General features: G+C 63.1%; 24 protein-coding genes and 2 tRNA genes. 17 read left to right on the top strand and 9 right to left on the bottom strand.

Translation table 11 applies throughout. The annotated features are described in order from the left end of the window. Positions 1 to 676 precede the first annotated feature (676 nt). The 5 genes from R6Y96_RS10375 to R6Y96_RS10355 all read left to right on the top strand — a co-directional run bounded on the left by R6Y96_RS10375 (position 677) and on the right by R6Y96_RS10355 (position 3,133). Positions 677 to 1,402, top strand: coding sequence for a thymidylate synthase (locus R6Y96_RS10375; RefSeq protein WP_318621384.1), 726 nt, complete (start codon positions 677 to 679; stop codon positions 1,400 to 1,402). Between the two features lie 56 nt (positions 1,403 to 1,458). Further along, a tRNA-Gln gene (locus tag R6Y96_RS10370) sits at positions 1,459 to 1,531 on the top strand. 162 nt (positions 1,532 to 1,693) lie between these two features. Beyond that, positions 1,694 to 2,524: a TIM barrel protein gene (locus tag R6Y96_RS10365; RefSeq protein WP_318621383.1), complete on the top strand. Its 831-nt coding sequence runs from the start codon at positions 1,694 to 1,696 to the stop codon at positions 2,522 to 2,524. A 122-nt stretch (positions 2,525 to 2,646) separates the two neighbouring features. Beyond that, complete coding sequence (locus R6Y96_RS10360) at positions 2,647 to 2,919, top strand: type II toxin-antitoxin system HicB family antitoxin (RefSeq protein WP_318621382.1); 273 nt, start codon at positions 2,647 to 2,649, stop codon at positions 2,917 to 2,919. 25 nt (positions 2,920 to 2,944) lie between these two features. Next, positions 2,945 to 3,133 (top strand): type II toxin-antitoxin system HicA family toxin, encoded by a 189-nt coding sequence (locus R6Y96_RS10355; RefSeq protein WP_318621381.1) that lies wholly within the window; start codon positions 2,945 to 2,947, stop codon positions 3,131 to 3,133. Between the two features lie 302 nt (positions 3,134 to 3,435). On the opposite strand, the gene R6Y96_RS10350 is transcribed toward R6Y96_RS10355, so the two are convergent. The 4 genes from R6Y96_RS10350 to R6Y96_RS10335 are packed head-to-tail and all read right to left on the bottom strand — an operon-like array spanning position 3,436 to position 6,908. Beyond that, a complete protein-coding gene (locus R6Y96_RS10350; protein WP_318621380.1) occupies positions 3,436 to 4,170 on the bottom strand; it encodes a DUF1614 domain-containing protein in 735 nt (244 codons plus the stop codon). Positions 4,171 to 4,201: 31 nt separating this feature from the next. Then, positions 4,202 to 4,801: a fibrillarin-like rRNA/tRNA 2'-O-methyltransferase gene (locus tag R6Y96_RS10345; RefSeq protein WP_318621379.1), complete on the bottom strand. Its 600-nt coding sequence runs from the start codon at positions 4,799 to 4,801 to the stop codon at positions 4,202 to 4,204. Then, on the bottom strand, positions 4,798 to 5,661 hold the full coding sequence (locus R6Y96_RS10340) for an NOP5/NOP56 family protein (protein WP_318621378.1): 864 nt from the start codon (positions 5,659 to 5,661) through the stop codon (positions 4,798 to 4,800). Before R6Y96_RS10340 ends, R6Y96_RS10345 begins: the two co-directional genes overlap by 4 nt. A 35-nt stretch (positions 5,662 to 5,696) precedes the next feature. Beyond that, positions 5,697 to 6,908 (bottom strand): tripartite tricarboxylate transporter permease, encoded by a 1,212-nt coding sequence (locus tag R6Y96_RS10335; protein WP_318621377.1) that lies wholly within the window; start codon positions 6,906 to 6,908, stop codon positions 5,697 to 5,699. 92 nt (positions 6,909 to 7,000) lie between these two features. Between R6Y96_RS10335 and R6Y96_RS10330 the strand changes: the two genes are divergently transcribed. From R6Y96_RS10330 to R6Y96_RS10320, 3 genes are all read left to right on the top strand, one after another. Continuing rightward, a complete protein-coding gene (locus R6Y96_RS10330) occupies positions 7,001 to 7,681 on the top strand; it encodes a uroporphyrinogen-III synthase (protein ID WP_318621376.1) in 681 nt (226 codons plus the stop codon). A gap of 6 nt (positions 7,682 to 7,687) precedes the next feature. Next, positions 7,688 to 8,599, top strand: a complete 912-nt coding sequence (locus tag R6Y96_RS10325; protein ID WP_318621375.1) for an RNA-guided pseudouridylation complex pseudouridine synthase subunit Cbf5 — start codon at positions 7,688 to 7,690, stop codon at positions 8,597 to 8,599. Between the two features lie 41 nt (positions 8,600 to 8,640). Further along, positions 8,641 to 8,727, top strand: a tRNA-Ser gene (locus R6Y96_RS10320). 53 nt (positions 8,728 to 8,780) lie between these two features. Here R6Y96_RS10320 and R6Y96_RS10315 read toward each other — a convergent pair. Genes R6Y96_RS10315 through R6Y96_RS10305 form a run of 3 tightly spaced genes read right to left on the bottom strand, consistent with a single transcriptional unit; the run spans position 8,781 to position 12,506 of the window. Beyond that, positions 8,781 to 9,911, bottom strand: a complete 1,131-nt coding sequence (locus R6Y96_RS10315; protein WP_318621374.1) for a CPBP family intramembrane glutamic endopeptidase — start codon at positions 9,909 to 9,911, stop codon at positions 8,781 to 8,783. A 37-nt stretch (positions 9,912 to 9,948) separates the two neighbouring features. Next, complete coding sequence (locus R6Y96_RS10310) at positions 9,949 to 11,139, bottom strand: MFS transporter (RefSeq protein ID WP_318621373.1); 1,191 nt, start codon at positions 11,137 to 11,139, stop codon at positions 9,949 to 9,951. A gap of 35 nt (positions 11,140 to 11,174) precedes the next feature. Continuing rightward, positions 11,175 to 12,506 (bottom strand): cobyrinate a,c-diamide synthase, encoded by a 1,332-nt coding sequence (locus R6Y96_RS10305; RefSeq protein ID WP_318621372.1) that lies wholly within the window; start codon positions 12,504 to 12,506, stop codon positions 11,175 to 11,177. Positions 12,507 to 12,634: 128 nt separating this feature from the next. Here R6Y96_RS10305 and R6Y96_RS10300 point away from each other — a divergent pair, with 128 nt between their 5' ends. From R6Y96_RS10300 to R6Y96_RS10275, 6 genes are all read left to right on the top strand, one after another. Then, a complete protein-coding gene (locus tag R6Y96_RS10300) occupies positions 12,635 to 13,327 on the top strand; it encodes an energy-coupling factor ABC transporter permease (protein ID WP_318621371.1) in 693 nt (230 codons plus the stop codon). Then, positions 13,324 to 13,602: an energy-coupling factor ABC transporter substrate-binding protein gene (locus tag R6Y96_RS10295; RefSeq protein WP_318621370.1), complete on the top strand. Its 279-nt coding sequence runs from the start codon at positions 13,324 to 13,326 to the stop codon at positions 13,600 to 13,602. Before R6Y96_RS10300 ends, R6Y96_RS10295 begins: the two co-directional genes overlap by 4 nt. A 14-nt stretch (positions 13,603 to 13,616) precedes the next feature. After that, entirely contained in the window at positions 13,617 to 14,393 is a 777-nt protein-coding gene (gene cbiQ, locus R6Y96_RS10290; RefSeq protein ID WP_318621369.1) for a cobalt ECF transporter T component CbiQ, read from the top strand. Continuing rightward, positions 14,390 to 15,595 (top strand): energy-coupling factor ABC transporter ATP-binding protein, encoded by a 1,206-nt coding sequence (locus R6Y96_RS10285; RefSeq protein ID WP_318621367.1) that lies wholly within the window; start codon positions 14,390 to 14,392, stop codon positions 15,593 to 15,595. The genes cbiQ and R6Y96_RS10285 overlap by 4 nt, the downstream gene beginning before the upstream one ends. 65 nt (positions 15,596 to 15,660) lie before the next feature. Beyond that, positions 15,661 to 17,145: a pyruvate kinase gene (gene pyk, locus R6Y96_RS10280; RefSeq protein WP_318621365.1), complete on the top strand. Its 1,485-nt coding sequence runs from the start codon at positions 15,661 to 15,663 to the stop codon at positions 17,143 to 17,145. Positions 17,146 to 17,207: 62 nt separating this feature from the next. Then, positions 17,208 to 17,405 carry a hypothetical protein gene (locus R6Y96_RS10275; protein ID WP_318621363.1) on the top strand — a complete coding sequence of 66 codons (198 nt, stop codon included), beginning with the start codon at positions 17,208 to 17,210 and terminating at the stop codon, positions 17,403 to 17,405. Here the strand turns inward: R6Y96_RS10275 and R6Y96_RS10270 are convergent. Beyond that, positions 17,389 to 17,937 (bottom strand): diacylglycerol/polyprenol kinase family protein, encoded by a 549-nt coding sequence (locus tag R6Y96_RS10270; RefSeq protein ID WP_318621361.1) that lies wholly within the window; start codon positions 17,935 to 17,937, stop codon positions 17,389 to 17,391. The genes R6Y96_RS10275 and R6Y96_RS10270 overlap by 17 nt on opposite strands. Before the next feature lie 104 nt (positions 17,938 to 18,041). On the opposite strand from R6Y96_RS10270, the gene R6Y96_RS10265 reads away from it, so the two are divergent. Beyond that, positions 18,042 to 19,286 (top strand): hypothetical protein, encoded by a 1,245-nt coding sequence (locus R6Y96_RS10265; RefSeq protein WP_318621360.1) that lies wholly within the window; start codon positions 18,042 to 18,044, stop codon positions 19,284 to 19,286. Here R6Y96_RS10265 and R6Y96_RS10260 read toward each other — a convergent pair. Continuing rightward, the gene (locus R6Y96_RS10260; protein WP_318621359.1) at positions 19,264 to 19,530 is read right to left on the bottom strand and encodes a hypothetical protein; all 267 of its coding nucleotides are present in this window, start codon (positions 19,528 to 19,530) and stop codon (positions 19,264 to 19,266) included. The two genes, R6Y96_RS10265 and R6Y96_RS10260, sit on opposite strands and share 23 nt — an antisense overlap. Positions 19,531 to 19,650: 120 nt before the next feature. Here R6Y96_RS10260 and R6Y96_RS10255 point away from each other — a divergent pair, with 120 nt between their 5' ends. Next, positions 19,651 to 20,373, top strand: coding sequence for a small multi-drug export protein (locus R6Y96_RS10255; protein WP_318621358.1), 723 nt, complete (start codon positions 19,651 to 19,653; stop codon positions 20,371 to 20,373). 118 nt (positions 20,374 to 20,491) lie between these two features. Beyond that, complete coding sequence (locus R6Y96_RS10250; protein WP_318621357.1) at positions 20,492 to 21,508, top strand: DNA-methyltransferase; 1,017 nt, start codon at positions 20,492 to 20,494, stop codon at positions 21,506 to 21,508. Positions 21,509 to 21,518 lie beyond the last annotated feature (10 nt).

Raw genomic sequence — 21,518 nt, 5'->3', positions numbered from 1 at the left:
ACTATACCTCCTTTTGTAATGACATGAGAGAATGTGAACGCGAGGTACTCGACAGACGTCGAATACGGGTTCACCACGCTCCATACTCCGAATTACGGAATATGTCAGAGTATTTGTGAAACACTTATTATATCCTTTGTGGTCGGCCGGGGATCCGGTCTCCAGAAACCGGTTTACACTGCCGGAAAAGATCCATAGCCGCAGGGATCACACTTTACCCCGGGTCAACCGTGACTGGAGGATGCTTGAATAAAGACCCACTGCTCCGAGAGGGGGAGGCGCGCAGGATTGCGCCCCCTCTCCCCTCCGACCCGGTCGCAGAGAGTGCCGCAACCGCCGCGATCGGTGGCGCTGGATGGAAGGGAGGAAAAGAGATGAGAGCGCGCCATTCGTTCGGTGGTTCGGGAGGGCAGTGTCAGGTGATTGGCCCACGAAAGCCGTGCTCCCGTGGGGGGTGGTGAAACCTGGAACGGCGGGAGGTTCTTCTCCCGGGCACCGCATCTGGAGGAAAGAACTTCTCCCATCTCAACCGCCTCCAGGGTGTGCAGTCCGCCTGCAGTCAGACCCGGGAAGATCTGCGGTTCCAGCGGCCATCAGAGATCCCATCCCGACCCCGGCGCTTGCACCGCCATTCCATACTGGCTGATTTTTCTACCACGCCCTCAAACAGATCTCCATGCGGATCATTCGCGCCCCCACTCTCGCACGCGCCCACGAACTGGCGGTCAGGACCGTCCTCGAGAAGGGATGGGTGCTGGAGACCGAGAACGGCGAGGCCACGGTCGAGTGCGAGGAACTTGCGCTCGAGGTGGAGTCCCCGGAGAGGCCGCCGATGGCAAGCCCGGCCTCCCGGTTCCAGCAGCGGTTCCTGGACGCCTACGCCGAGAACCTCCTCCACGGCTCCGAGGCGCAGTTCGAGTACGACTACCACCGGCGGCTCTTCGACTGGGGGGAGGGGCTGACGGTGGACGGCAGGGACGTTCACATCGACCAGATCGATTACATCGTCCGTAAACTCACCGCCGCAAAGAACTCCCGGCGGGCCATCGCCGTCACCTGGAACCCGGCCGTCGACGAGAACCTGGACGACTGCCCCTGCCTCCAGATCGTCCAGTGCCTCATCCGGGACGGCAAACTCCAGATGAAGGCCGTCTTCCGGAGCAACGATATCCTCTCCGCCGCCGGCGCGAACATCTACGCTCTCGTCCACCTCCAGAAGAGTATCGCCGGGAGGCTCGGCATCCCCTGCGGCCGCTACACCCACATCGCGCTTGTCCCCCACATATACTACCTGCGGGATATAAACGACATCGAGCCGTTCTGCAGATCCGGAACCGAGATCCGGCCCATCGCCGCGGTCTGCCGGGCCTGCGGGAGATGCCCGCGGTCAGCCGCGGGATGAAAAACCCCCTGCCGTCACCTTAATTAAGATTCAAAAACAACATCTGAAGGCCAAACAGCCCGGTAGTGTAGCGGTCAATCATGCAAGGCTCTGGACCTTGCGACAGCAGTTCGAATCTGCTCCGGGCTACTGAACTCTTTCTATCCTCCGTCGTCCTTGCAAGGGGGAAACCACAGTCTCATCTCTCCAGAGCATTTGCGAGGGGGGTCTCCCGGAGGCCAGACCCCTCTCTCCCGTGCGCATCCTTGATGATGCCCGCCCCCTAAAAGATAGGGCAGGAGTGATATACCGTTGTCTGCCTGCAAACCGGGCTGCACGCTGCGGCTCAACGACGACGAGGCGCTTGGACTGCTCAGGGCTCTTTACGAGGAGGGGACAATCCAGTTCATCCAGGTTCAGGCCATCCCCCTCCCCCGGCGGTCGTTTCGTGAGCACCTCGACCGGATCGCCGCAGCCGGCATCCCGGCCGTCATCCACGCACCCCACCACAGCCACGGCGTCAACCCCTGCGCCCCCGCCGCCCGGGACAACCGTCCGCTCGACGTGATCGAGGCTCATATAGAGGAGGCCATGAACCAGACCCTTGAAGCCGCCGACACCCTGGGTGCGGAGACGATCGTCCTCCACGCCGGCCGGTATGAACCCGGAGGCCGCGCCGCCGCAGAAGAGACCTTTGCCGCGTTCCTGGACCGCCACAACGACCCCCGCCTCACCCTTGAGAACCTCCCGGCCGTCCATGCCGGCTACCCCTTCCTCGGGAACACCGCCGGAGAACTCGCGGAGCTTGCAGGCACGAAGATCACCCGGTTCTGCCTGGACTTCCCTCACCTTGCCTGCACCACAAACTACCGCCAGATCTCCTTCATGGAGGAGTTAGCCCGGTTTGAAGCCCTTAACGTGACCCTCCACCACCTCTCGAACGTTAGAAGGGGCTCGATCACCGACGAGCACCTCGAGCTTGACCACCCCGAGGGCGGGCTTGACCTTGAAGCGGTCTTCTCCCGGCTCCGGCGGCACCCCGAGATCCCGACGGTGCTCGAGTACAAGCGCGACCCGGCGGTCTACCTCAGCCAGGTGCGGGTCTTTGCCGGGCTCTGGGAAGAGCGCCGTGCCGGGGAGTGAATCGCACCCGCAGCAGATCGGGGACGCCCCCGGGGATAACCGGCACCGAACCGAATGGGTCCACTAACAGCAGCCGTGGATCCCGCTCGACCGGGGAAATCCTATATGCGGGGGCAATCCCATTGAAGTATGCAATGATCCTGGAGTATATCAGCGCGGCACTCGAACGCGCCAACTACGAGATCATCGAGGACGCCGAACCGTATTACGGAGAGATCCCGGAACTTCCCGGGGTTTTTGCAACCGGCAGGACGCTGGAAGAGTGCAGGAGAAACCTTGCCGGCGTCATCGACGAATGGTTGATCATACGGCTCCGGCGCGGCCTCCCGATACCTCCGGTCGCCGGCCGCACTGTGGGAGAGATCGTCAGGGTGGATACGGGTGCCGGAGCATAGGATCAGGCCCCCATAGAACCAACTTGTGAAGAATCTCCAGGCCCTGGGATTTGAGGGGCCGTGCCGGGGAGGCAGACACCCATTCATGGTAAAAGGGGATCTCGTTCTGACCATCCCAAATCCACATAGGCCAGAGATCTGCGTCGACCTGCTCGTGCGTATCCTCCGGCAGGCAGGCATTTCCCGTGAAGAATGGAATCGGCTCGCCAGGTAGCGGTTTATTCCACCTTATTTTGTGGTTGTGAACCTGAGCGATTGCCCGGGGATCCCGGATGGTGTATTGGTCTTGCGGGAGAATGGGACAGACGACCGGTCCGATCCGCCCCCCCCGCCGCGGGAAACGTTAACGTGCGGGGGTGAAGGGGCGGAGCGGGAAGAGCGCGGCCAACAGGTGTGGGGATGACACGGCAACTATCTAACGCATTCACCCGCCGCACAAGCCCGGAACGAGTAGATCCCTCAGGCTTCGCCGCAACCCGGGTCAGGCCGCCGGATTCCTCCCGACGCCCTACCCCCTCACGCCAGCAGCGCCGCGATGATCCCGGAGAGAAATATCCCATCAAACGTCCCCGCACCCCCGATGCTTGCCATCGGTGCCCCCAGTTCCGCTATATGATTGAGATTCATAAGGTCCGCCCCGATAAGGGTGCCGAGCGTCCCGCTCACGTAGGCGATTATCACCGGCGCACCCGGCGCGCCCCCCGCGAGGAGCGGGAGGATCAGCGCCGCAAGCAGCGCCGCGAGCGGCGGGATGAAGAACGGCGTCGCGATCCCGAGCCCCGGCACCGGGCGGGCGACGAGTTTTGTCACGACGGTCACGATCGCGACCCCGAGGAGAGCAAGCCAGAGGATCTCGAACCCGCCGGCGATCTGGATCGACTTATAGAGCAGGTAGAGCGATATCACGACCGGGATCAGGGCGCCGCCGACGTTCACCGCAAGGACCGTCCGCTGCACCGGCCGCGAGATGCGGTAGAGCCGGCCGTAGATCGGTATGTAGCGCTCGTACTCCGGTGCGACCGGCCGGCTCTCGAGCGTCTTTATCGGTATGTTGATGAAACTCCCCGCAAGCGTCAGGAAGAGGATGAGGAGCGCCTGCTGCCAGGAGAACCCGAGCCGCGTGAACGTCGCCCCGACCGCCGTCACGAAGATTAGCGGGAAGATGAGAACTGCAAATATGAAGAGCCCGATCAGCCCGAGGAATATTATGATCAGCAGCGGCGAGAAGGGGTTGAATACGACCCGATCCATGTGGATCTCTCACCCTCTAGGCTGATATATGCTACGGCCTGGAACAGACGATCGCGGCGTGGTCGTGGTGGTAGGGCTCTAGCCAGCGGGCCTCCGCAACCTCAATGCGGCGCTCGAGCGCGGCCAGGGTCTCCTCGAGCACCCCGGCCGGGTCCCTTCGAACATCCACGCTCCGTGTCTTCAGCATCAGGATGAACCACCCCCCCGGTTTTAAGAATACCAGGTTCCGTTCCGCTATCTCGACCTGGTTCGGCTGCGCCACGTCCTGGTAGACCAGGTCGACCGACTCCATCAACGGCGCGTAGTCCTCCGGCCGGCTCGCATCAGCCATTATCGGCACTATCTTCTTCCGGCGGCGGGCAACCTCCAGGAGGTCCTGCATCGGCCGGGGTGCAAACTCCACGGCGTAGACCGTCTCGACGTAGTCGGCGACGTGGGAGACGGTGGTCCCGTTTGCCGCCCCAAGGTAGAGCACCCGCATCCAGGATTCGAGTTCAACCCCGCCGCCGAGAGCGTAGAGCGCTGCAAGTTTGCTCCGGTAGGGATCCCAGACCCTGTAGCCATCGAGCGTCCGCTCACCATACACCCCGGCCTCGCCGGGCGAGACCAGGACGTTCCCGATCCAGATCATGCCCTCCTCCCTGCCTCGTCGATCCGGGCCTGGGCCTCCTCGATGAACGATGGCACCGCCTCACCCCGGTAGTGGTCGAGCCTGGCCGCGATGGCAAGTTTCGCCGCAAGCACCCGGGCCACCCGACCCCTCACCTCTTTTGGGGCGTTGTGGACCCTGCGGTGCTGAAAGATTATACCGTGTTTTGGCGGCGGCGACCCGCCTCGAAGGTGCGAAAACAGCGCCTGCTCCGAGCCGAGCACCTGTATGGTGCTTCCCGGCATCCTGGCAAGTTCAGCAAGCCCCCCTGCCCGGGAGAGGAGACGGGCCGCGACCAGCCCGCCGATGAGGGCGCTCACATTCGGCATCACCTCATCGGCCATTGCGGAGACCTCCCGCATCAGCCGTCTTCTCACCTCCGTGAGCCGCTCGATCTCGGCTGCAACCCCCGCGAGCCCCCCGTCTGCCCCTCTCCGGATCATATCAAGCATCTTCTTTGCCGGGAGGGAGCGGTACTTCCGGGAGAACGACGGGTCGGTGACCTGGTACCACTCAGCGGCACGCTCCGAGAGGAGGTTGATGACATTATCGATCTCGTCGAGCATCCGCACCATCTGGAGGAGGGCGACATCCCGCTCCTGGTATGACCGGGCGATCTTCTGCCGGGCAAGAATCATGCAGACCGAACGCAGCAGGGCAACATACCCCTCCCGCGTCCGGACAACCCCGCAGTCCCTGGCGACCTCCCAGTTGATCGGGGTATACGACTCCATATCGGTGCGGAGGCTGGAGACCCGCTCGGCGAGTGCGGCCGGTTCGGTGCCTGCAGCCCGGCAGCACCCATCCTCATCGATATCCCCGAACCAGTAGCGCTGCAGCATTGCGGGAATACTTGCGCCCCTGTCGTATAAGAGGCTCACGCCAGACCGAAGGAGTAGACCATCACAGGGAGCATTATCGCACCCATGCAGTAGACCCGGCGGATGTTGACAAGCGCCGGGACGCAGCCGACCGCTGTCGCCAGCAGGAGGACAAGGATCCCGAACGGCCCGCAGAGGACGAACGAGAGCATGACGATGAAGATGATGACAGCGCGGTTCAGCGCCCTGACGTTCACCCCGGAGAAGAGTCCGGCGGCACGCGAGAAGAGGATCGTCAGGAGGTATGCTCCAACCGCGGCGAGCGCCCCCGCAAGGAGGATGGCGGTTGCCGGCGGCATATCCTCAAGCGCCGAGATAGCCGCCATAACCCCGTTCCGTGTCCGGGATATGGCGTAGAACGCCGCAAGCCCGAGAAAAGCGTTCACGGTGTTTGCAGCGCTCGTTGCCAGGATGTACTCCCGCGGGTTCGAGTCGTAGCCGACGACCGAGGTCAGGAGGGTGTTTGCGGTGGCGCTCGAGAGCCCCGGAAGCCAGCCGACGAGAGCGCCGGCGGCCGAACCAAGTATAGACCCGCGGCGTAGAGCACCGGCTGGAATGTCAAGCCCCTGGAACCGCTGCTCCGGCATCTTCCCCTGCGACCCTCCGAGGAGGACGGATACCCCGAAGAGGCCCGAGAGGAGGGGCATCAGCACCCCCGACTCACCGCCCGCCGGCCAGGCCAGGTAGGAGCAGCCCAGTGCAAAGACCCCCAGGATCCCCGAGACCGCAAAGACCGCGAACGCCCAGCCCGGCGACTCCGAGACCACGACGAGGTAGCCCCCCACCGCCAGTATGATGAGCCCGATCCCCCAGTCGATCGCCGGCTGGAGCGCGGGAAGGACGAGGACAAACCCCAGCGCCAGCGGAAGGGAGAGAGCGACCCCCGCAGCGCTACCCAGGGCGGATATCCTCACGGCCTCCTCCCCCCGCCCATCGAGACAGAGTGCATGGGCCGGGAGGACGGCAAGCGACGTCTCGGCATCCGGGATACCGAGGAACGTGGCGGGGACGTTGTCGAGGAAAGTATGCGTGACGAGCGTGGCAAACATGGCGGAGGCGATGACCACGGGCTCGAACCAGGCAAGCAGGAGCGCCTGGAGCGAGAGGAGGAGGCCTGCCACCGTGTTTGCATGGATGCCGGGGATGAGACCGCTCACGGCGCCGCAGAGTATGCCAAGGACTGTTCCGAGCAGGATTCCGGAGAGCACGCTTATCCATGGTCGGATTGGGCAGGGATAAACCAACCGGATTTTGTCCTTCCCGATACAGTCATATTCCACCGGGACGAAGGATTTAGCCAATGAAGATCGCCATCACCCGGCTCGAGAACAAGGCCGCGGGCGACCGCGCCCTCTGCGCCGCATACGGTCACGACTGCTACACCGTCTCCCCGTTGCGGGCTGAGTTGCGCGAGGAGAGGATCGATGCCTTCATCGAGGCCGTCCACCGCGGCGAGTTTGACTGCCTCTTCTTCGCAAGCGCCCTCCCCGCCGCACTGATCGCGCCGAGACTGGAACGGTGGCCCAGGGTGATCGCGATCGGCCCAAAGACCGCCGAGGTCCTCCGCGGCTCCGGGATAGATGCAGAGGTTCTCCCCTCGTTCTACTCCCGGGCGTTTGCCCCCTACCTGGGCGACTGGCTCCGGGGCCGGACGGTCGGGATCCCGCGGGCCGATCTCCCGAACCCGGAGCTCATTGAGGCGATCATCGCCGCCGGCGGAAGGGTTCGGGAGGAGCGGGTCTACGCCCTCGTCCCCACGGGAACCGAACTCGAGGTTGAGGATGCTGACGCTCTCCTCTTTACAAGCGCCATGTCTTATCGGGAGGCGCGGTGGCAGCCCCGTGACGGCCTTCTCCTCATCGCCATCGGCACGACCACCGCGGATGCGATGCGGGCAGGCGGACACCCTCCGGCGGTTGTCGGGGACGGGTCGCTCGCAGGGACGCTTGAAGCCCTGAACCGCTGCGTCGAAGGGCGGTGATCGCGGGTGGCCGGCCAGGAGTCTTCTTCCATCCCGGAATCCGGGATCGTCATCATAGACAAACCCCGCGGCCCGAGCAGCCATCAGGTGACCGCCTGGGTCGGGGAGATCCTGGGACGCCGGGTGGGTCACGCCGGGACGCTCGACCCGCAGGTCTCGGGGGTGCTCATAGTCATGTTCGGCCCTGCAGTCAGGCTTGCCCCCGTCCTCCTCTCGCAGAGCAAGGAGTACATATGTTTGATGAGGCTCCACGCCGACGCCTCGAGGGAGGCGGTAGAGCGTGCGGCGGCGGAGTTTGTCGGCCGGGTGTACCAGCGGCCGCCCCGGAAGAGTGCGGTGAAGCGGAGCCTGCGGATCAGGAAGATCCATGAGATAGAGCTCCTGGAGATGGAGGGGAGACTTGTCCTCTTCCGGGTTCGCTGCGATGCCGGGACATACATCCGGACGCTCTGCGTGCACCTGGGCTACGCGATCGGGACGTGCGCCAACATGGTGGAACTCCGGCGGACACGCTCAGGACGGTTCGGCGAGACCGATGCCGTCACGCTCCACGAACTTGCCGACGCCGCTGTGTTTGCACGGGAGGGCGACCCCGAACCCCTCCAAAGGATGATCCACCCCCCGGAATCGGCCGTTGCCGATCTCCCGAAGGTTATCATCCGCGACACCGCGGTCGACGCCGTCTGCCGCGGGGCCGTCCTGGCCGGGGTCGGTGTCAGGGAGAAGGCTGGAGGTTTTGCAGAGGGCGAGACGGTTGCCATCATGACAGAGCGCGGCGAACTTGTCGGTCTCGGCCGCTCTCTTCTCGGATCGTCGGCGCTGAGGCCCGGAGAACCCGGGTTTGCCGTTGCGCCTACAACCGTCCTTATGCCGCCCGGCACCTATCCCCGCGGCTGGAAGACGCATGCCGGGAGGTAATATTAATAGAATACACCGCCAACGAGTGATGCACCATCTCTGCTGAGGTAGTCTAGACCGGTAAGGCGCGGGCCTGGAAAGCCCGTGGGGCGTTGAGCCCCTCGGGAGTTCAAATCTCCCCCTCAGCGTTTTCCTTACAACTGTTCTTTCGAACCAGGGATGAGGATGCCAGGTTACGCCTTCATACCGAGATCCCGGCCAGCAGCATCGAGAAGAGCACCAGGTCGTAGACGGTGTGCGTGATCGCCGACGTCGTTGTGTTCGTATACCGCCGGATATAGGCGAATATAATCCCCGCAAAGAAGACCGAGACGAGGCCGTCCCAGGTGTACTGGAAGGCGTGGAGCGACGCAAACAGGATCGCCGGGAGGAGGATGCCGAACCGTGGCTGGAGCAGCCCGCGGATGCTCACCTCCTCGCCGAATCCCGCCGCGACGGATGCCATGATGACCCCGGGGAGCGTGAGCGCGCCGGCAAAGAGCAGGTTGACGGCATCCTCGTCGGTGACCGGGATGCCGAGCCAGCCCATAAGCATGGCAAGCGCCAGGTCAATGAAGTGGAAGGCGGCGACGAGCGCGAGAGCCGCGACGACGGCAAGAACGACCTGCCGCCCCGTCGGGCGGACGAGTCCGAGCCGCTCCAGGGTTTCGCGCCCCGTCCGCCGGACAAACGCTCCCGCTATGAAGAACGAACCAACAAGCGTCCAGAAGAGGGTATAGACATCCAGCGTGACGGTGTTCGCGAGCAGATCCCCGGACTCAAGCAGGAGGCCGAGGAACTGCTCCGAGAGGAAGGGCGGAACCCCCGTGACAAGGAGCGGTATGGGCGGGATGAGGATCATGGCGAGGATGACGACGAGCGCGACCGTATGGAGGAGCGAGTCCGGGTCGAACGGCAGGTAGCCTGCAAGCCAGACCCGGAACCGGCGCGAGAGCCCGACGAGGCTCAAAAGCCCGGCAACAAAAACGCCCAGGAGGAGAAGGGCAACCGCGGCGGCAAGTTCAGGGTCGAATAGGTCGGGATCGACCTCCTCCGGAAGGATGGCAACCGCTCCAAGACTGGCCGTGACGGCAGCAAGCCCGGCAACCACGGCAAAAAGCCAGATGATGGCAGCCCGGCGGTAGGCCGGGTGCCGGGTCGCTGCGAGATGGACGAGCATTGCAAGGATGACAAATAGCGCCACATCGAGTGCCGAGGCGAGGAACACTCCTGCCTCACCTTCAACCTCCCCGAACGCTGCAGCCACGAAGATGAGCCCGAAGAGGGCGATCAGCAGTTCAGGGGTGCGACGGCGGCAGAACTCCTGGAACATACCTCACGTTTTGGCCGGGAACGCAAAGAACGTATCTTCAGCGCCAGCCGGCTCTCCCGATGGCTGACCAGCATAAGACCCCTGTAGCCGCGAGGATAACTGCCAGCAGCAGGAATAGAGTCGGTAAGGCCCACTTCGCCAGGATCACCGCCCCTGCAAACGGCCCCGCAGAGAGCCCCGCAGAGTAGAAAGTGTTGTATATGCCGTAGGCGGCGCCCTGCGAACCGTGGCTGCGGTAGATCTCTGCCAGGATCGGCATCACCGGCACCAGGGCAGAGCCAAGCCCGACCCCCAGCGTGAAGACCGAAACGGCGGTGAGGAGGACGGTCTCCGCCTCCACGGCAGCCAGGATCGCGGCCCCGGCAAGGACGAGCCCGCCGGGTATAAGGTAGCGGCTCCCGCCGCAGCGGTCATAGACCCGGCCTGTGGCTGGCTGGACGATTATGGCCGCGGCCGCCAGAACCGCAAACATGCCCCCGATCATTCCCGGCGAGGCGGAAAAGGCTGCATAGAGGTGGACGGGGAGGTAGGGGTCGATCACGCCGTATGTCCCGGAGACCGCGACGATCACTGCCGCACAGACCGCGAGGCAGGGGAGCGCGCCCCGCGGGAGGAGGTATGGGCTCTCTCGCCGGCACGTCTGCACCGGGACCGCAAGGACGATGAGACCGATGACCGCCGCCAGGATCGCCGGGAGTATGAAGGTCGCGGTGTGGCCGGCATACTCAAACAGCAGCCCGCCGGCGACCGGCCCAAGAACCGTGCCGAGCCCGACCGACGACAACGCGATCCCCATCTTCTCCCCGAGCCTGGCGGGATCGCATGTATCGGCGATGAGCGCAAGCCCTGCAGACCAGGTCGCCGCCGCCGATATGCCCTGGACAGTCCTGGCGGCGGCCAGGTGCAGAACCGTGTTGGAGAGCCCAAAGAGGGCTGTTGCAAGAGCAAGGAGGAGCATCCCTACGACTATGAGCGGTCGGCGCCCCAGCCGATCGGAAAGGAGCCCCATCGGTATGGAGAATACAAGAAGCATGGCAGCGTACAGCCCGAATATGACCCCGATGACCGATTCCTCCACGCTGAGGCTCGAGGCATACTGCGGGAAGATCGGGATCAGGAGGCCGTAGATCATCATGTCCATGAAGATGACGAGCACGACCATCACCAGGATCGCGTCAGGCGACGCGGCGATGCGCTCACGCAGACACCGCAGTTCACCGGCTCTCAACGGCTCATCCTCCTGGCCTCTTCAAGCACCGGATTCTAAGACCGCCTGAACCTGGCAGCGGCTTTAACAAGCGTCTGCGCAAACTCGTCCGTGAAGTAGGCGTGGGTGTACTGCCCGACCGCGCTGCCGGCGGCGAGCCCGTCCCTCCCCTCGTCGATCCCGCGGCCGCGGCTGAGTTCCAGTGCGAACCTTGCGTCGCGGGCGCACTCCAGGCGCGAGTAATGAAACTCGTGGCCCCGGAAGAGGGAGCCAGGCGCAAGCACCGGTGCCCCGCCGGCAACCCTGGCCTCCACATACCCGAGAGCCTGGATGCGCCCGGTCATCTCCGCGGTTGCCGGGAGGATGCCCGCCATCGGGTAATCAGCCCCGTCGGTGGTGAGCCGTTCGCTGAGGTATAAGAGCCCGCCGCACTCCGCGTATACGGGCATCCCGTCATCGACCGCCCGGCGGAGATCTTCCCGGCACCTGGACGAGGAGAGAGCCCCCGCGTGCAGTTCGGGGTAGCCGCCGCCGAGGTAGAGGGCGTCCACCTCAGGCAGACGGTCGGCCATCGGCGAGAAGAATGCCAGATCCGCACCCGCCCGGGCAAGTCTCTCCAGGTTATCGGCGTAGTAGAAGCAGAACGCCGCATCGTCAGCAACACCGATCCGCACCCGGGTCTCCTGGCGGGGCATCGCCATTCCCGGGTCAGTGAGCGGCGGGGCTGAGGCGGCCAGGCCGATGATCGCATCGAGATCGCAGGTCTCCTCCACCACCGCGCCGTATCGCGCCATCATCCCGGTCTCGGCCGCCATCGCAAGCCCGAGGTGCCGGCTCTCGACCGCGAGATCGTTTCGCCGCGGCACCGCCCCGTATATCGGGAGGCTCTCTGTCTCCTCGATCATGGCAAGGTGGCGGGGGCTCCCGATCCGGTTGATTATGACCCCGGCGACCCTGACCTCAGGGTCGAACCCCGCGTAGCCCCTGACCATGGCATGGACGCTTCGTGACGCACCCCCCGCATCCACCACCAGGATGACCGGGGCGTCCAGGATCTTTGCAACGTGCGCCGTGCTCGCGATATCCGTCCCTTCGAGACCGTCGTAGAGCCCCATCACCCCCTCGATGAGAGCGATCCCGGCGCCGGCGGATCCCCTGATAAACGTCTCACGCACCCCCGCCTCACCCATCATGAATGGGTCGAGGTTGCGGGACGGCCGGCCGCAGATGGCCGAGTGGTGCGTGGGGTCGATGAAGTCCGGGCCCACCTTGAATGGCTGGACAGCGAGCCCCCTGGCCGCGAGTGCTGCCATCAGCCCGCTTGCAATCGTGGTCTTACCGCAGCCGCTGTGGGTTCCTGCGAGAACGATGCGTGGAATCCGGTGCATAACGATCCCGGAGTGTTGAATACCGGAGGAGATAAATATGACCACAAATAACCATGATATATTAAAATGTTTTACATTAGATCAAAAAAATTTGTTTTACCGCTGCGAGAGCGGTCAGGAGTGATAAGATGCACATAATGGAAGGATTCTTGCCCAGTCCCTGGTGGGAGATCTGGTTCCTTGTCTCCCTGCCCTTCATAGTCTTTGGAGTATACCAGTTAAACCGGCTTGTAAAAGAGAGGCGCGAGACGCTGCCGCTCCTTGCGGTTGCAGGTGCCTTTGTCTTTGTCCTCTCCTCGCTCAAACTCCCCTCGTTCACCGGGAGTTGCTCCCACCCCACCGGAACGGGGCTTGGGGCCGTCCTCTTCGGCCCCTGCATCACAGGTGTTCTCGGGCTGATCGTCCTAGTTTTTCAGGCGGTCTTCCTGGCGCACGGCGGGATAACCACCCTCGGGGCAAACGTATTCTCGATGGGGATCGCCGGTCCGGTCGTTGCCTGGCTGGTCTACAAGGCAGGGACGCGGGCGGGCGCGAACACCTACGCCACGGTCTTTGCCGCTGCAGCGCTTGCGGATCTCTTCACATACGTCGTCACATCCGTCCAGCTTGCACTTGCGTTCCCTGGCACCACTGGGTTCGTTGGAGCGTTCACGGCATTTGCAGCGATATTTGCCGTTACACAGGTGCCGCTTGCCATCATCGAGGGTGCAATCATAGCCCTGGTCTTTAAGTACATAGTCCACCTCAAACCCGAGATCCTGATCCGCCTGAACCTCCTTCCCGAGAGCACCATCCAGAAACTGAAGGAGGCTGCCGCATGAAGCACGGCATGGAGATCGCGGTCGCCGCTATAATAATCATATTTGCCTGCGTATTCCTGTTTCAGGACTCTGCCGGCGATAAATCCTGGGAAGGGGCTGACGGCGAGGCCGCAGAACTCATCGAGGCCTCGGGTTACGAGCCCTGGATTGAGCCGTTCTGGGAGCCGCCGAGCGGCGAGATCGAGTCGCTCCTCTTTGCCCTGCAGGCCGCCATCGGCGCGGTGATCATAGGTTACGTCTTCGGATACTGGCAGGCCGGCAAGAAGACCGCCTGAACTGATGAGATAGTATGCACGAGATGCTCGAAGACCTCGCCCGCGGAAACGGACTCCGGGAGACAGCCCCGTGGCTCAAGTTGTTACTGGGGGTCGCGAGCATCCTCCTCTGCGTCTCATCGTCGGGCCCGATCGCCCCCCTGCTGGTCGCGGCCTCGATGAGCGCCGCCATCCTTCTTCTTGCAAAGATACCTGCACGGTTCTACGCCAGACTTCTCCTCATCCCGGTCTCGTTTGCGGTTATGGGCATCATCGTCATCCTCTTCGTCACCGGGAGCGGGACGGTCCTCATCGAGGTTCCCGGCCTCCCGCTCGCGGTCACAACGGACGGCGCAAACCTCGCCATCCTGGTCCTTGCAAGGGTCTTCGGGGGGATGTGCTCGCTCTACTTCATCGCGCTCACGACACCGATGACCGAGGTCTTCGATCTGCTCCATCGCCTCCGGGTGCCCACCGTTCTCATCGATCTGGCCATGCTGACCTACCGGTTCATCTTCATACTCATCGATGAGGCCGGCGAGATCTACCGCTCGCAGGTGATGCGGCTCGGGTATGGCCGGTTCAGGGAGTCGGTGAACTCTCTCGGGATGCTTGCCGGAGCGCTGTTCATCCGGACCTGGGAGAGCGGGGAAGCCCTGGTTATGGCGATGGACGCCCGCTGCTACGATGGGGTGCTGGCCGTCCCCGAGGAGAGCCAGACAGTCTCGGGTCTATCGCTCGCGCTGGCCCTGGCATACCTCGGGGCGGTGCTCTGGGTATCGCTCACAACCGGGGGTCTGCGGATACTATGAGAACACTCATCGAGACCGAGAATCTCACCTACACCTACCCGAACGGCCCTGCCGCCCTCGCCGGCGTGAGCCTCCGGATCGAGGCCGGGTCAAAGACCGCTATCGTCGGCCCTAACGGCGCCGGCAAGTCAACACTCCTCCTGATGTTCAACGGTATGCTCCGGCCGGACAGGGGAGAGATCCGGTTCGCCGGCCGACCGATCGCCTACGACAACCGGAGCCTCCGCGACCTCCGGCGCCGGGTCGGGTTTGTCTTCCAGAACCCCGATCTCCAGATCATCGCACCGACGGTGGAGGCGGACGTGGCCTTCGGGCCGCTGAACCTTGGTCTTCCTCCGGATGCTGTCCGGAAGGCGGTGCGGGACGCTCTCGGCTACGTCGGTCTCCAGGGATACGAGAGACGCCCGCCCCACCACCTCTCCGGCGGGGAGAAGAAGCGGGTTGCAATCGCGGGCATCCTGGCGATGGAGCCGGACGTCCTTGTCTTTGACGAACCGACGAACACCCTTGACCCCGCAAGCGCTGAGGAGGTGATGGAACTCCTCGACGAACTCGCTTCCAGCGGCCGGACGGTGCTCATATCCACCCACGACGTCGAACTCGCCTACCGCTGGGCTGACTCAGCAATACTGATGGAGAGGGGGAGGATCCTTGCACGGGGGTCGCCAGAGGAGGTCTTCTCCGACCCCGGTCTCCTGGCGGCGGCAAGGTTGAAACCCCCGGCCCTGCTCGACCTCTACAACGAGCTTGCTTTCCGGGGCATCATCGACCGGGACGCTCCCCCAAAGAGCGTGCTCGAGTTCACCGACAGGATCGAGCGGATCCTCCACGGCCACATCCGGACAGGGGAACGGGTGGGCGATGTCTACCTCTGCGACGCCGAGAGGGTATGCGGCGATGAACTGCGGCGGTTTATAGAGTCCGGGGCCGTGGAACATGTCGGCGCCATGGGGACACGTGCAAAGGAGTTTGCCGGCCGCGAGCGGATCTACCCTGACTACACCTACGGTGTTATCGACCGGTGCATCCTGAAAGCCCTGATCGGGGAGGACTCGCTCATCATCACAAGCGGTGGAATGGTAGAACATGTCAAACGGCGCATAGCGGAGTACAGCGCCGAGAGCGGCCAGAAGATCCCGGTTATCCCGGTGGAGGAACATAAAGGGCGCCACGGTGCCATTGGAGGACGGATCTCCTCCTGACGGTATTTCCAGAACCCATCCCCCGGGGGAAGGTTAATCCGGCAGCGCTGCCCGAAGACTACTCAATGATATACAATACAGCCCCAGGTTCTGGGGGGAGACGGATAACCCTCCCTGACCACAGGACAAAGATAGTCTCGACCATCGGGCCCGCTTCCCGGTCGTGCGAGGTGCTTGTCCGGATGATCCAGGCCGGTATGAACGTTGCCCGGCTCAACCTTGCCCACGGAACGTTCGAGGAGCACAGAGAGAACATCCGTAACATCCGGGCGGCCTCGGAGGAGACCGGTTTGCCTGTCACGATCCTGATTGACCTGCCGGGGCCAAAGATCCGGGTTGGAGCCCTCGCAGAGGAGCCCATGATCCTCCAGAAGGGCGAGAGCGTCACCCTGGTGCCCGCCGCTGCATCAGACGATCCTTTCACGATCCCGGTCGATTTTGAGCAGTTTCCGCAGATGGTCTCACCGGGGAGCACCATCTACCTGGGCGACGGGTTCCTGCAGGTGCAGGTCGAGGAGGCCCGGGAGCGGGAGGTCATGGCCAGGGTGGTTCTCGGCGGGCCGCTGCTATCCAGGAAGGGTGTGAGCGTTATAGGTGGTGAGAGCGTCCTTGCGGTCAGCGCCCCAACACCGCGTGACCTTGAGTGCATCGAGTTCGGGCTCTCCGAGGGGCTCGATGTCTTTGGCATATCTTTTGTCCGGCGGGCGGAGGATATACGGAGGGCGCGGGAGCATGCAGCGCGGTTCGGGAAGTCCATCCATGTGATCGCAAAGATCGAGCGGGCGGAGGCGCTCGCGAATATCGATGCCATCCTCCAGGAGACCGACGGTGTCATGATCGCCCGTGGAGACCTGGGTATCCAGACGCCCATCGAGGATGTCCCCATCGTGCAGAAACGGATCATCCTTAAGGCCAACATCCTGGGCCGGCCGGTGATCACCGCAACCCAGATGCTGATGTCGATGACCGAGAACATCCGGCCAACCCGGGCAGAGGTCACCGATGTCGCAAACGCCATCCTGGACGGCACGGATGCCGTCATGCTCTCGGAAGAGACCTCCATCGGGAACCATCCCGTCGAGACGGTCGCGATGATGGCAAAGATAGCCCGTTCAACCGAGGCCAGCCGCCAGGTTATCGGGACGGGGTCTGCCACCCTGGAGCACTTCCGGCAGGGGATGGAACGGGAGAGGATCACGGTCAACGATGTGGTCTCGCTTAACGTCATCCAGGCGCTGGATGCGCTCGGTATCCGTTACGTCCTCACACCAACCCGCAGCGGTACGACGCCACGCAGCATATCCCGGTTCAAACCGGCGGCATGGATCCTGGCCTTCACCCGGAGCCCTGAGACCTTCAGGTTCCTGGCGTTCTCCTGCGGGGTTTGCCCGTTCCTGGTCAAGAGCGAGAAAGACTACCGGCATCGTGCGATCCTGGATATGATCAGGGAATCGGGACTGGTAGCGCCCGGTGAACGCGTGGTCCTGACGGAAGGTGTCTCCCCTGGTGGCAGGGGGACGAACTCGCTTGTCATCCTCACGCTCGACTGAGAGGAAAAGAACTCTGGCCCCTCCTGCCGGGACACAAACCCTATCCCGCTGGAGTGAAACACTTGGAGGACGACATACGGCAGGAGTTTCCGAGGACAAACGTCACGATCCGCGTCCAGCCCTGCACCGGCGAGGACTGCTCAGCCTGTGGTGTCTTCGCCACCTGTCCAGAGTGCGACCACCACTCCCACGCCAGCGGAGATCCTGAGATAGAGGGGCAGGGGGGCTCCGGGAAGAGCGTCCCTAAAACAGCACCGTGAGGACGATGCAGACGACGGCCGGCACGATCAGGTTGTCGTCCACGGGGCTTACGAGTTCGGCAAACGCTGCGGCTGCAGATGTGAGGATGGCTGCGTGGGCCGGTATGAGGAAGAGGAGGGCGGCGGTCGTCGCCGCAAACCCTGCGAGTGTGGCCTCGATGGATTTGTGGTTGTAGATCCGCGTCCTGCCAAACCTGAGGCCGACGAGGGTGGTGACGCTGTCGAGGAGCGCGAGCACCACGAGGCCGATGAAGGTGACCTCCTTTGGAAAGAAAGTCAGAGAGAAGAGCGCACCGAGAGCAAAGAAGAGTGCTCCTTTCCCCGGGAGGACATCCCGGCGCTCCAGGGTCGCGATGATCTTTGAGACGCCAGGGATGGTGTAGCCCCGGGAGAGGGCATCGGAGAGGATGAAACCCAGAAAAAGGGCGATTACAAGGGCGTAGAGGGCGAGTTTGCGCTCCGAGAAGAGGATGAAGCAGGCGATAGCAAGACCAAAGATGAGGTGGACAGCCTTGCGGAGCGGTTCGTTCATCACCCCTGAGGTTGGCGCGTGGGAGGTTAAACCCTCTGCAAGGAGATGGAGCCTCACGGCGGTGTTAAGTAGCCCCGGAGCCCATAAGTCTCCGGGAGTGGTGGATGGAGCCTTCAACATACACAGGAGAGAACGCCGCAGATATGGATGCTGTCGCGCGATTCTACGTCAAATGCGTGCTCTGGCTGGGGAAACACGATCCGAATTTTGTGGAGACTTATTTCGGGCCGGAGGCGGTGCGAGAGGAGGCGCTCACGGTCAGCGTCCCGCCGGATCGAGTCGCCGGTTACGCCGCAGACCTCCTTGCGACCCTTGATCGGATCGAACCCGGGCACCTGGACGATCCGTGGAGGAGGCGCCGCGCCTATCTCCAGGGGATGATCCGGGCGCTTGAGTCCCGTGCCGCGATCCTGGCGGGGAAGCGCCCCGACTTCGATGCCGAGGTTAGATCACTCTTTGGCATCGCGGCACCGGAGGACGATCCGGATTACTACGGGGGACTTCACACAACGCTTGATTCCCATCTACCCGGCACGGGGGACCTTGCCTCCCGTTACCGGGGTTTTATGGAGTCGTTCCTTGTCCCGGCCGACCGGCTGGAAACGGTCTTTGCAGCAGCGTTTGCCGAAAGCCGCCGGCGGACAGCGGAACACCTGCCGCTCCCGGCAGGAGAGCATCTTGAGGTTGCCGCTCTCAGCGGGGAGGGCTGCAGCCGCTATCAGGGGGGCGGGAGAAGCCTGGTCGGGGTGAGCACCACCACCCCATTCACCATCGATCGGGTGCTCTCTCACGCCTGCCGCCAGGGCTACCCTGGCCGCCACACGATCCGGGCGATCCGGGAGGCGGCGCTCGTCCGTGTCCGGGGCTGGATCGAGCACTCGGTCATTCCGCTGGCATCACCGTTCACGACGGTTGCTGAGGGTGCCGCCCTCTATGGTGAGGAGATGATCTTTCCTGACCGCGAACGCGTGCGGTTCTACGAGGAGGTTCTCTTTCCGCTGGCGGGGTTTGACCCGGCGGACGCAGGTCTCCTGGATACCGTTGCCGGCGCGGCCGCCGCCCTGGAAGTTGCGGGGAACGCCCGCATCACCCGGGGGTATCTCGCCAGCCTCCTCTCGCGGGAGGAGGCGTGCAGGTTCCTCCAGGACGTCCTGCTCCTTGACCGGGAGGGGGCAGAGGCCCGGCTCCGGTTCATCGAGGAGTTCCGGGGATACCCGGTGGCGATCTTCGGGGGTTGCCGGCTCGTCCGGGAGTATGTGGGGAGTGGCACTGACCGGTGGGAACGTTTTGCCCGCATCCTCACCGATCCGGTGCTGCCCGGCGATCTCACACCGGGCGGCAGTTCCTGATGAACTCACGCGCCTCGTCATCGGTGATCGCGTAGGTTGCCTGGGTGTCGAACGCGATTACGCGGAGGATCACCGCTACATCGTCGAGGCGGCGCTTGTGGTCGCCGCGGACGTGTTTTCGCACCTCTCGCAGCGTCTCAAGAGCGGCCGCGACGTTCGCGATTGTGCAGAGGGCGCTCTCCCGGCTCCCTGCCTCGACGAGCGGGAGGTTGCGGGGCGATCGGGTGGCAGGAGGAGAGGTCATGCTACCTATCCTTGCGTTCCGCGGACTTGAAGATGCTGGATCCATCTATGGGTAATGTATTAACAGGGAGCCTCCAGATGTAATGGGGAAGCCTTCCCGTGCGGGATCGAGGGGCGAATCATGGATGATGCAACGGGTGTATCGCAGCGGGTATGGTGGAGGACCATCCTCGAGAATCGCTACATTGCCGGTCCCATAAAGTTCCTCCTCCCTTTCGGGATCGGGATTATACTTTTTGCGATCCTCTACCTCCTCCTGCCATACCAGGATTTCCTCAACCTCTCGGGGCTGCTTGCCGCCTACTTCATCCCTCCTGCGGGAAAGGAGTCGATCATCCCTATCGCGATAATGGTGGGTTACCCCTGGTGGCTTGTCACGTTTGCCATCTTCATGGTGGATGCAGCGGTATCGCTCTTCATCGTCTGGAACTTCGATCTGGCGCTGAAGATTCCGCTCATCGGCCGGTTGATTGAGAGCGGTATGAGGGCAGGCCGGGAATTCTTTGAGGCACGGCCATGGGTCAGGCGTTTCTCGACGATCGGGCTTATCCTCGTTGTTTTCTTTCCCTTCCAGGGCACCGGGTCGACAAACGGCTCGCTCCTTGGCAGGTTGCTGGGGCTGGAGAAGGCACAGGTCTTTCTCTGTGTCTGCACGGGATCGTTTTTATCCAGCCTCCTGATCGCTCTTGGCGCTGATCTCCTCCTCGATATATACCGCGTGAACAACGCCCTGGGCCTGGGTCTACTGGCCGCCATACTTGTCACGATCATTGCCGCCGTGGTGGCCCTGAGGCTGCGCAAAAAACGGTTGAGAGAGCGCAAAAGTAAGGCAAGGTGGTGGTGAGGGGAGGGTTTGTGTTGTGTGGAGGGTGAATCCCTCCACATGACATCAATAGCCCCCTCCCCACCATCCGAGTATCTTATCGCGATGGAGGGTCAAACCCGGTACACCGGGGATATGCATGAGGTCGGAGGAGGTCTGCGGCAACACCTTCTACAACGGTGACTGCATCAGCGGGGCCGCTGCACACATACCCGACGACTCGATCGACCTGATCATCACCGACCCGCCCTACGGTATCAACGGCGGCCGGCTGCACCGTCACTACAACCGGGACGAGAGGTTTGTCATCGACGGTTATGTCGAGGTCGCCGCAGCCGACTACGGTGAGTTCAGCTGTAGATGGATCGCTGAGGCTGAACGTATACTAAGACCCGGGGGCTCTATATACATAGTCTCGGGCTACACAAACCTCTACCACATCCTCCACGCTCTCCGGGGGACGCATCTTCGTGAGGTCAACCACATCATCTGGCGCTACAACTTCGGAGTCTACACCAGCCGGAAGTACATCTCCTCCCACTACCACATCCTCTTCTACGAAAAACCGGGTGGAGAGAGGACTTTTAACCTAGAGTCGCGTTACGGCGCTCTGGAACGCGGGCCGGATAACCGGTCGCTGAACTACAGTGACCGCGAGGACGTCTGGTGCATCAACCGCGACTACAAACCCGGCCGGGCAAAGAACAAGAACGAACTCCCGGCCCAACTCCTCACAAAGATGATCCAGTACAGCAGCAACGAGGGTGACCTGGTCTGCGATATGTTCCTGGGCGGGTTCTCGACCGCAAAGGCTGCCATAGGTCTCAACCGGCGGGTGACCGGGTTTGAGGTCTCAGAAGAGATCTTCGAGCGCATGATCGAGGAGACCCGGGCGATCCGGCCGGGATGCCTGCTGCCGACGCTGAGGAGACCGGAGACCGGGGCGCCCAGAAACCAGGGCAGGCCCTGGTCGGATGCGGAACGCGAGACGCTGGTCTCCCGGTTCAGCGAGGTCATCGAGTCTGGAGGGACGAAGAAGAGAGCGGTCGAGACGCTCGCGGAAGAACTCGGCCGGGGCCGGTGGGCGATCGAGAAGATGCTCAGGAAAGAGGGTGTCGTGACCGGCGGTGGGAGAGTCTACAGGCAGCAGCGTTGATGAACGGGCC

It is taken from the genome of Methanoculleus receptaculi (genome assembly GCF_033472595.1).
Classification (GTDB): domain Archaea; phylum Halobacteriota; class Methanomicrobia; order Methanomicrobiales; family Methanoculleaceae; genus Methanoculleus; species Methanoculleus receptaculi.
This window is presented reverse-complemented; position numbering and strand designations above follow the sequence as displayed.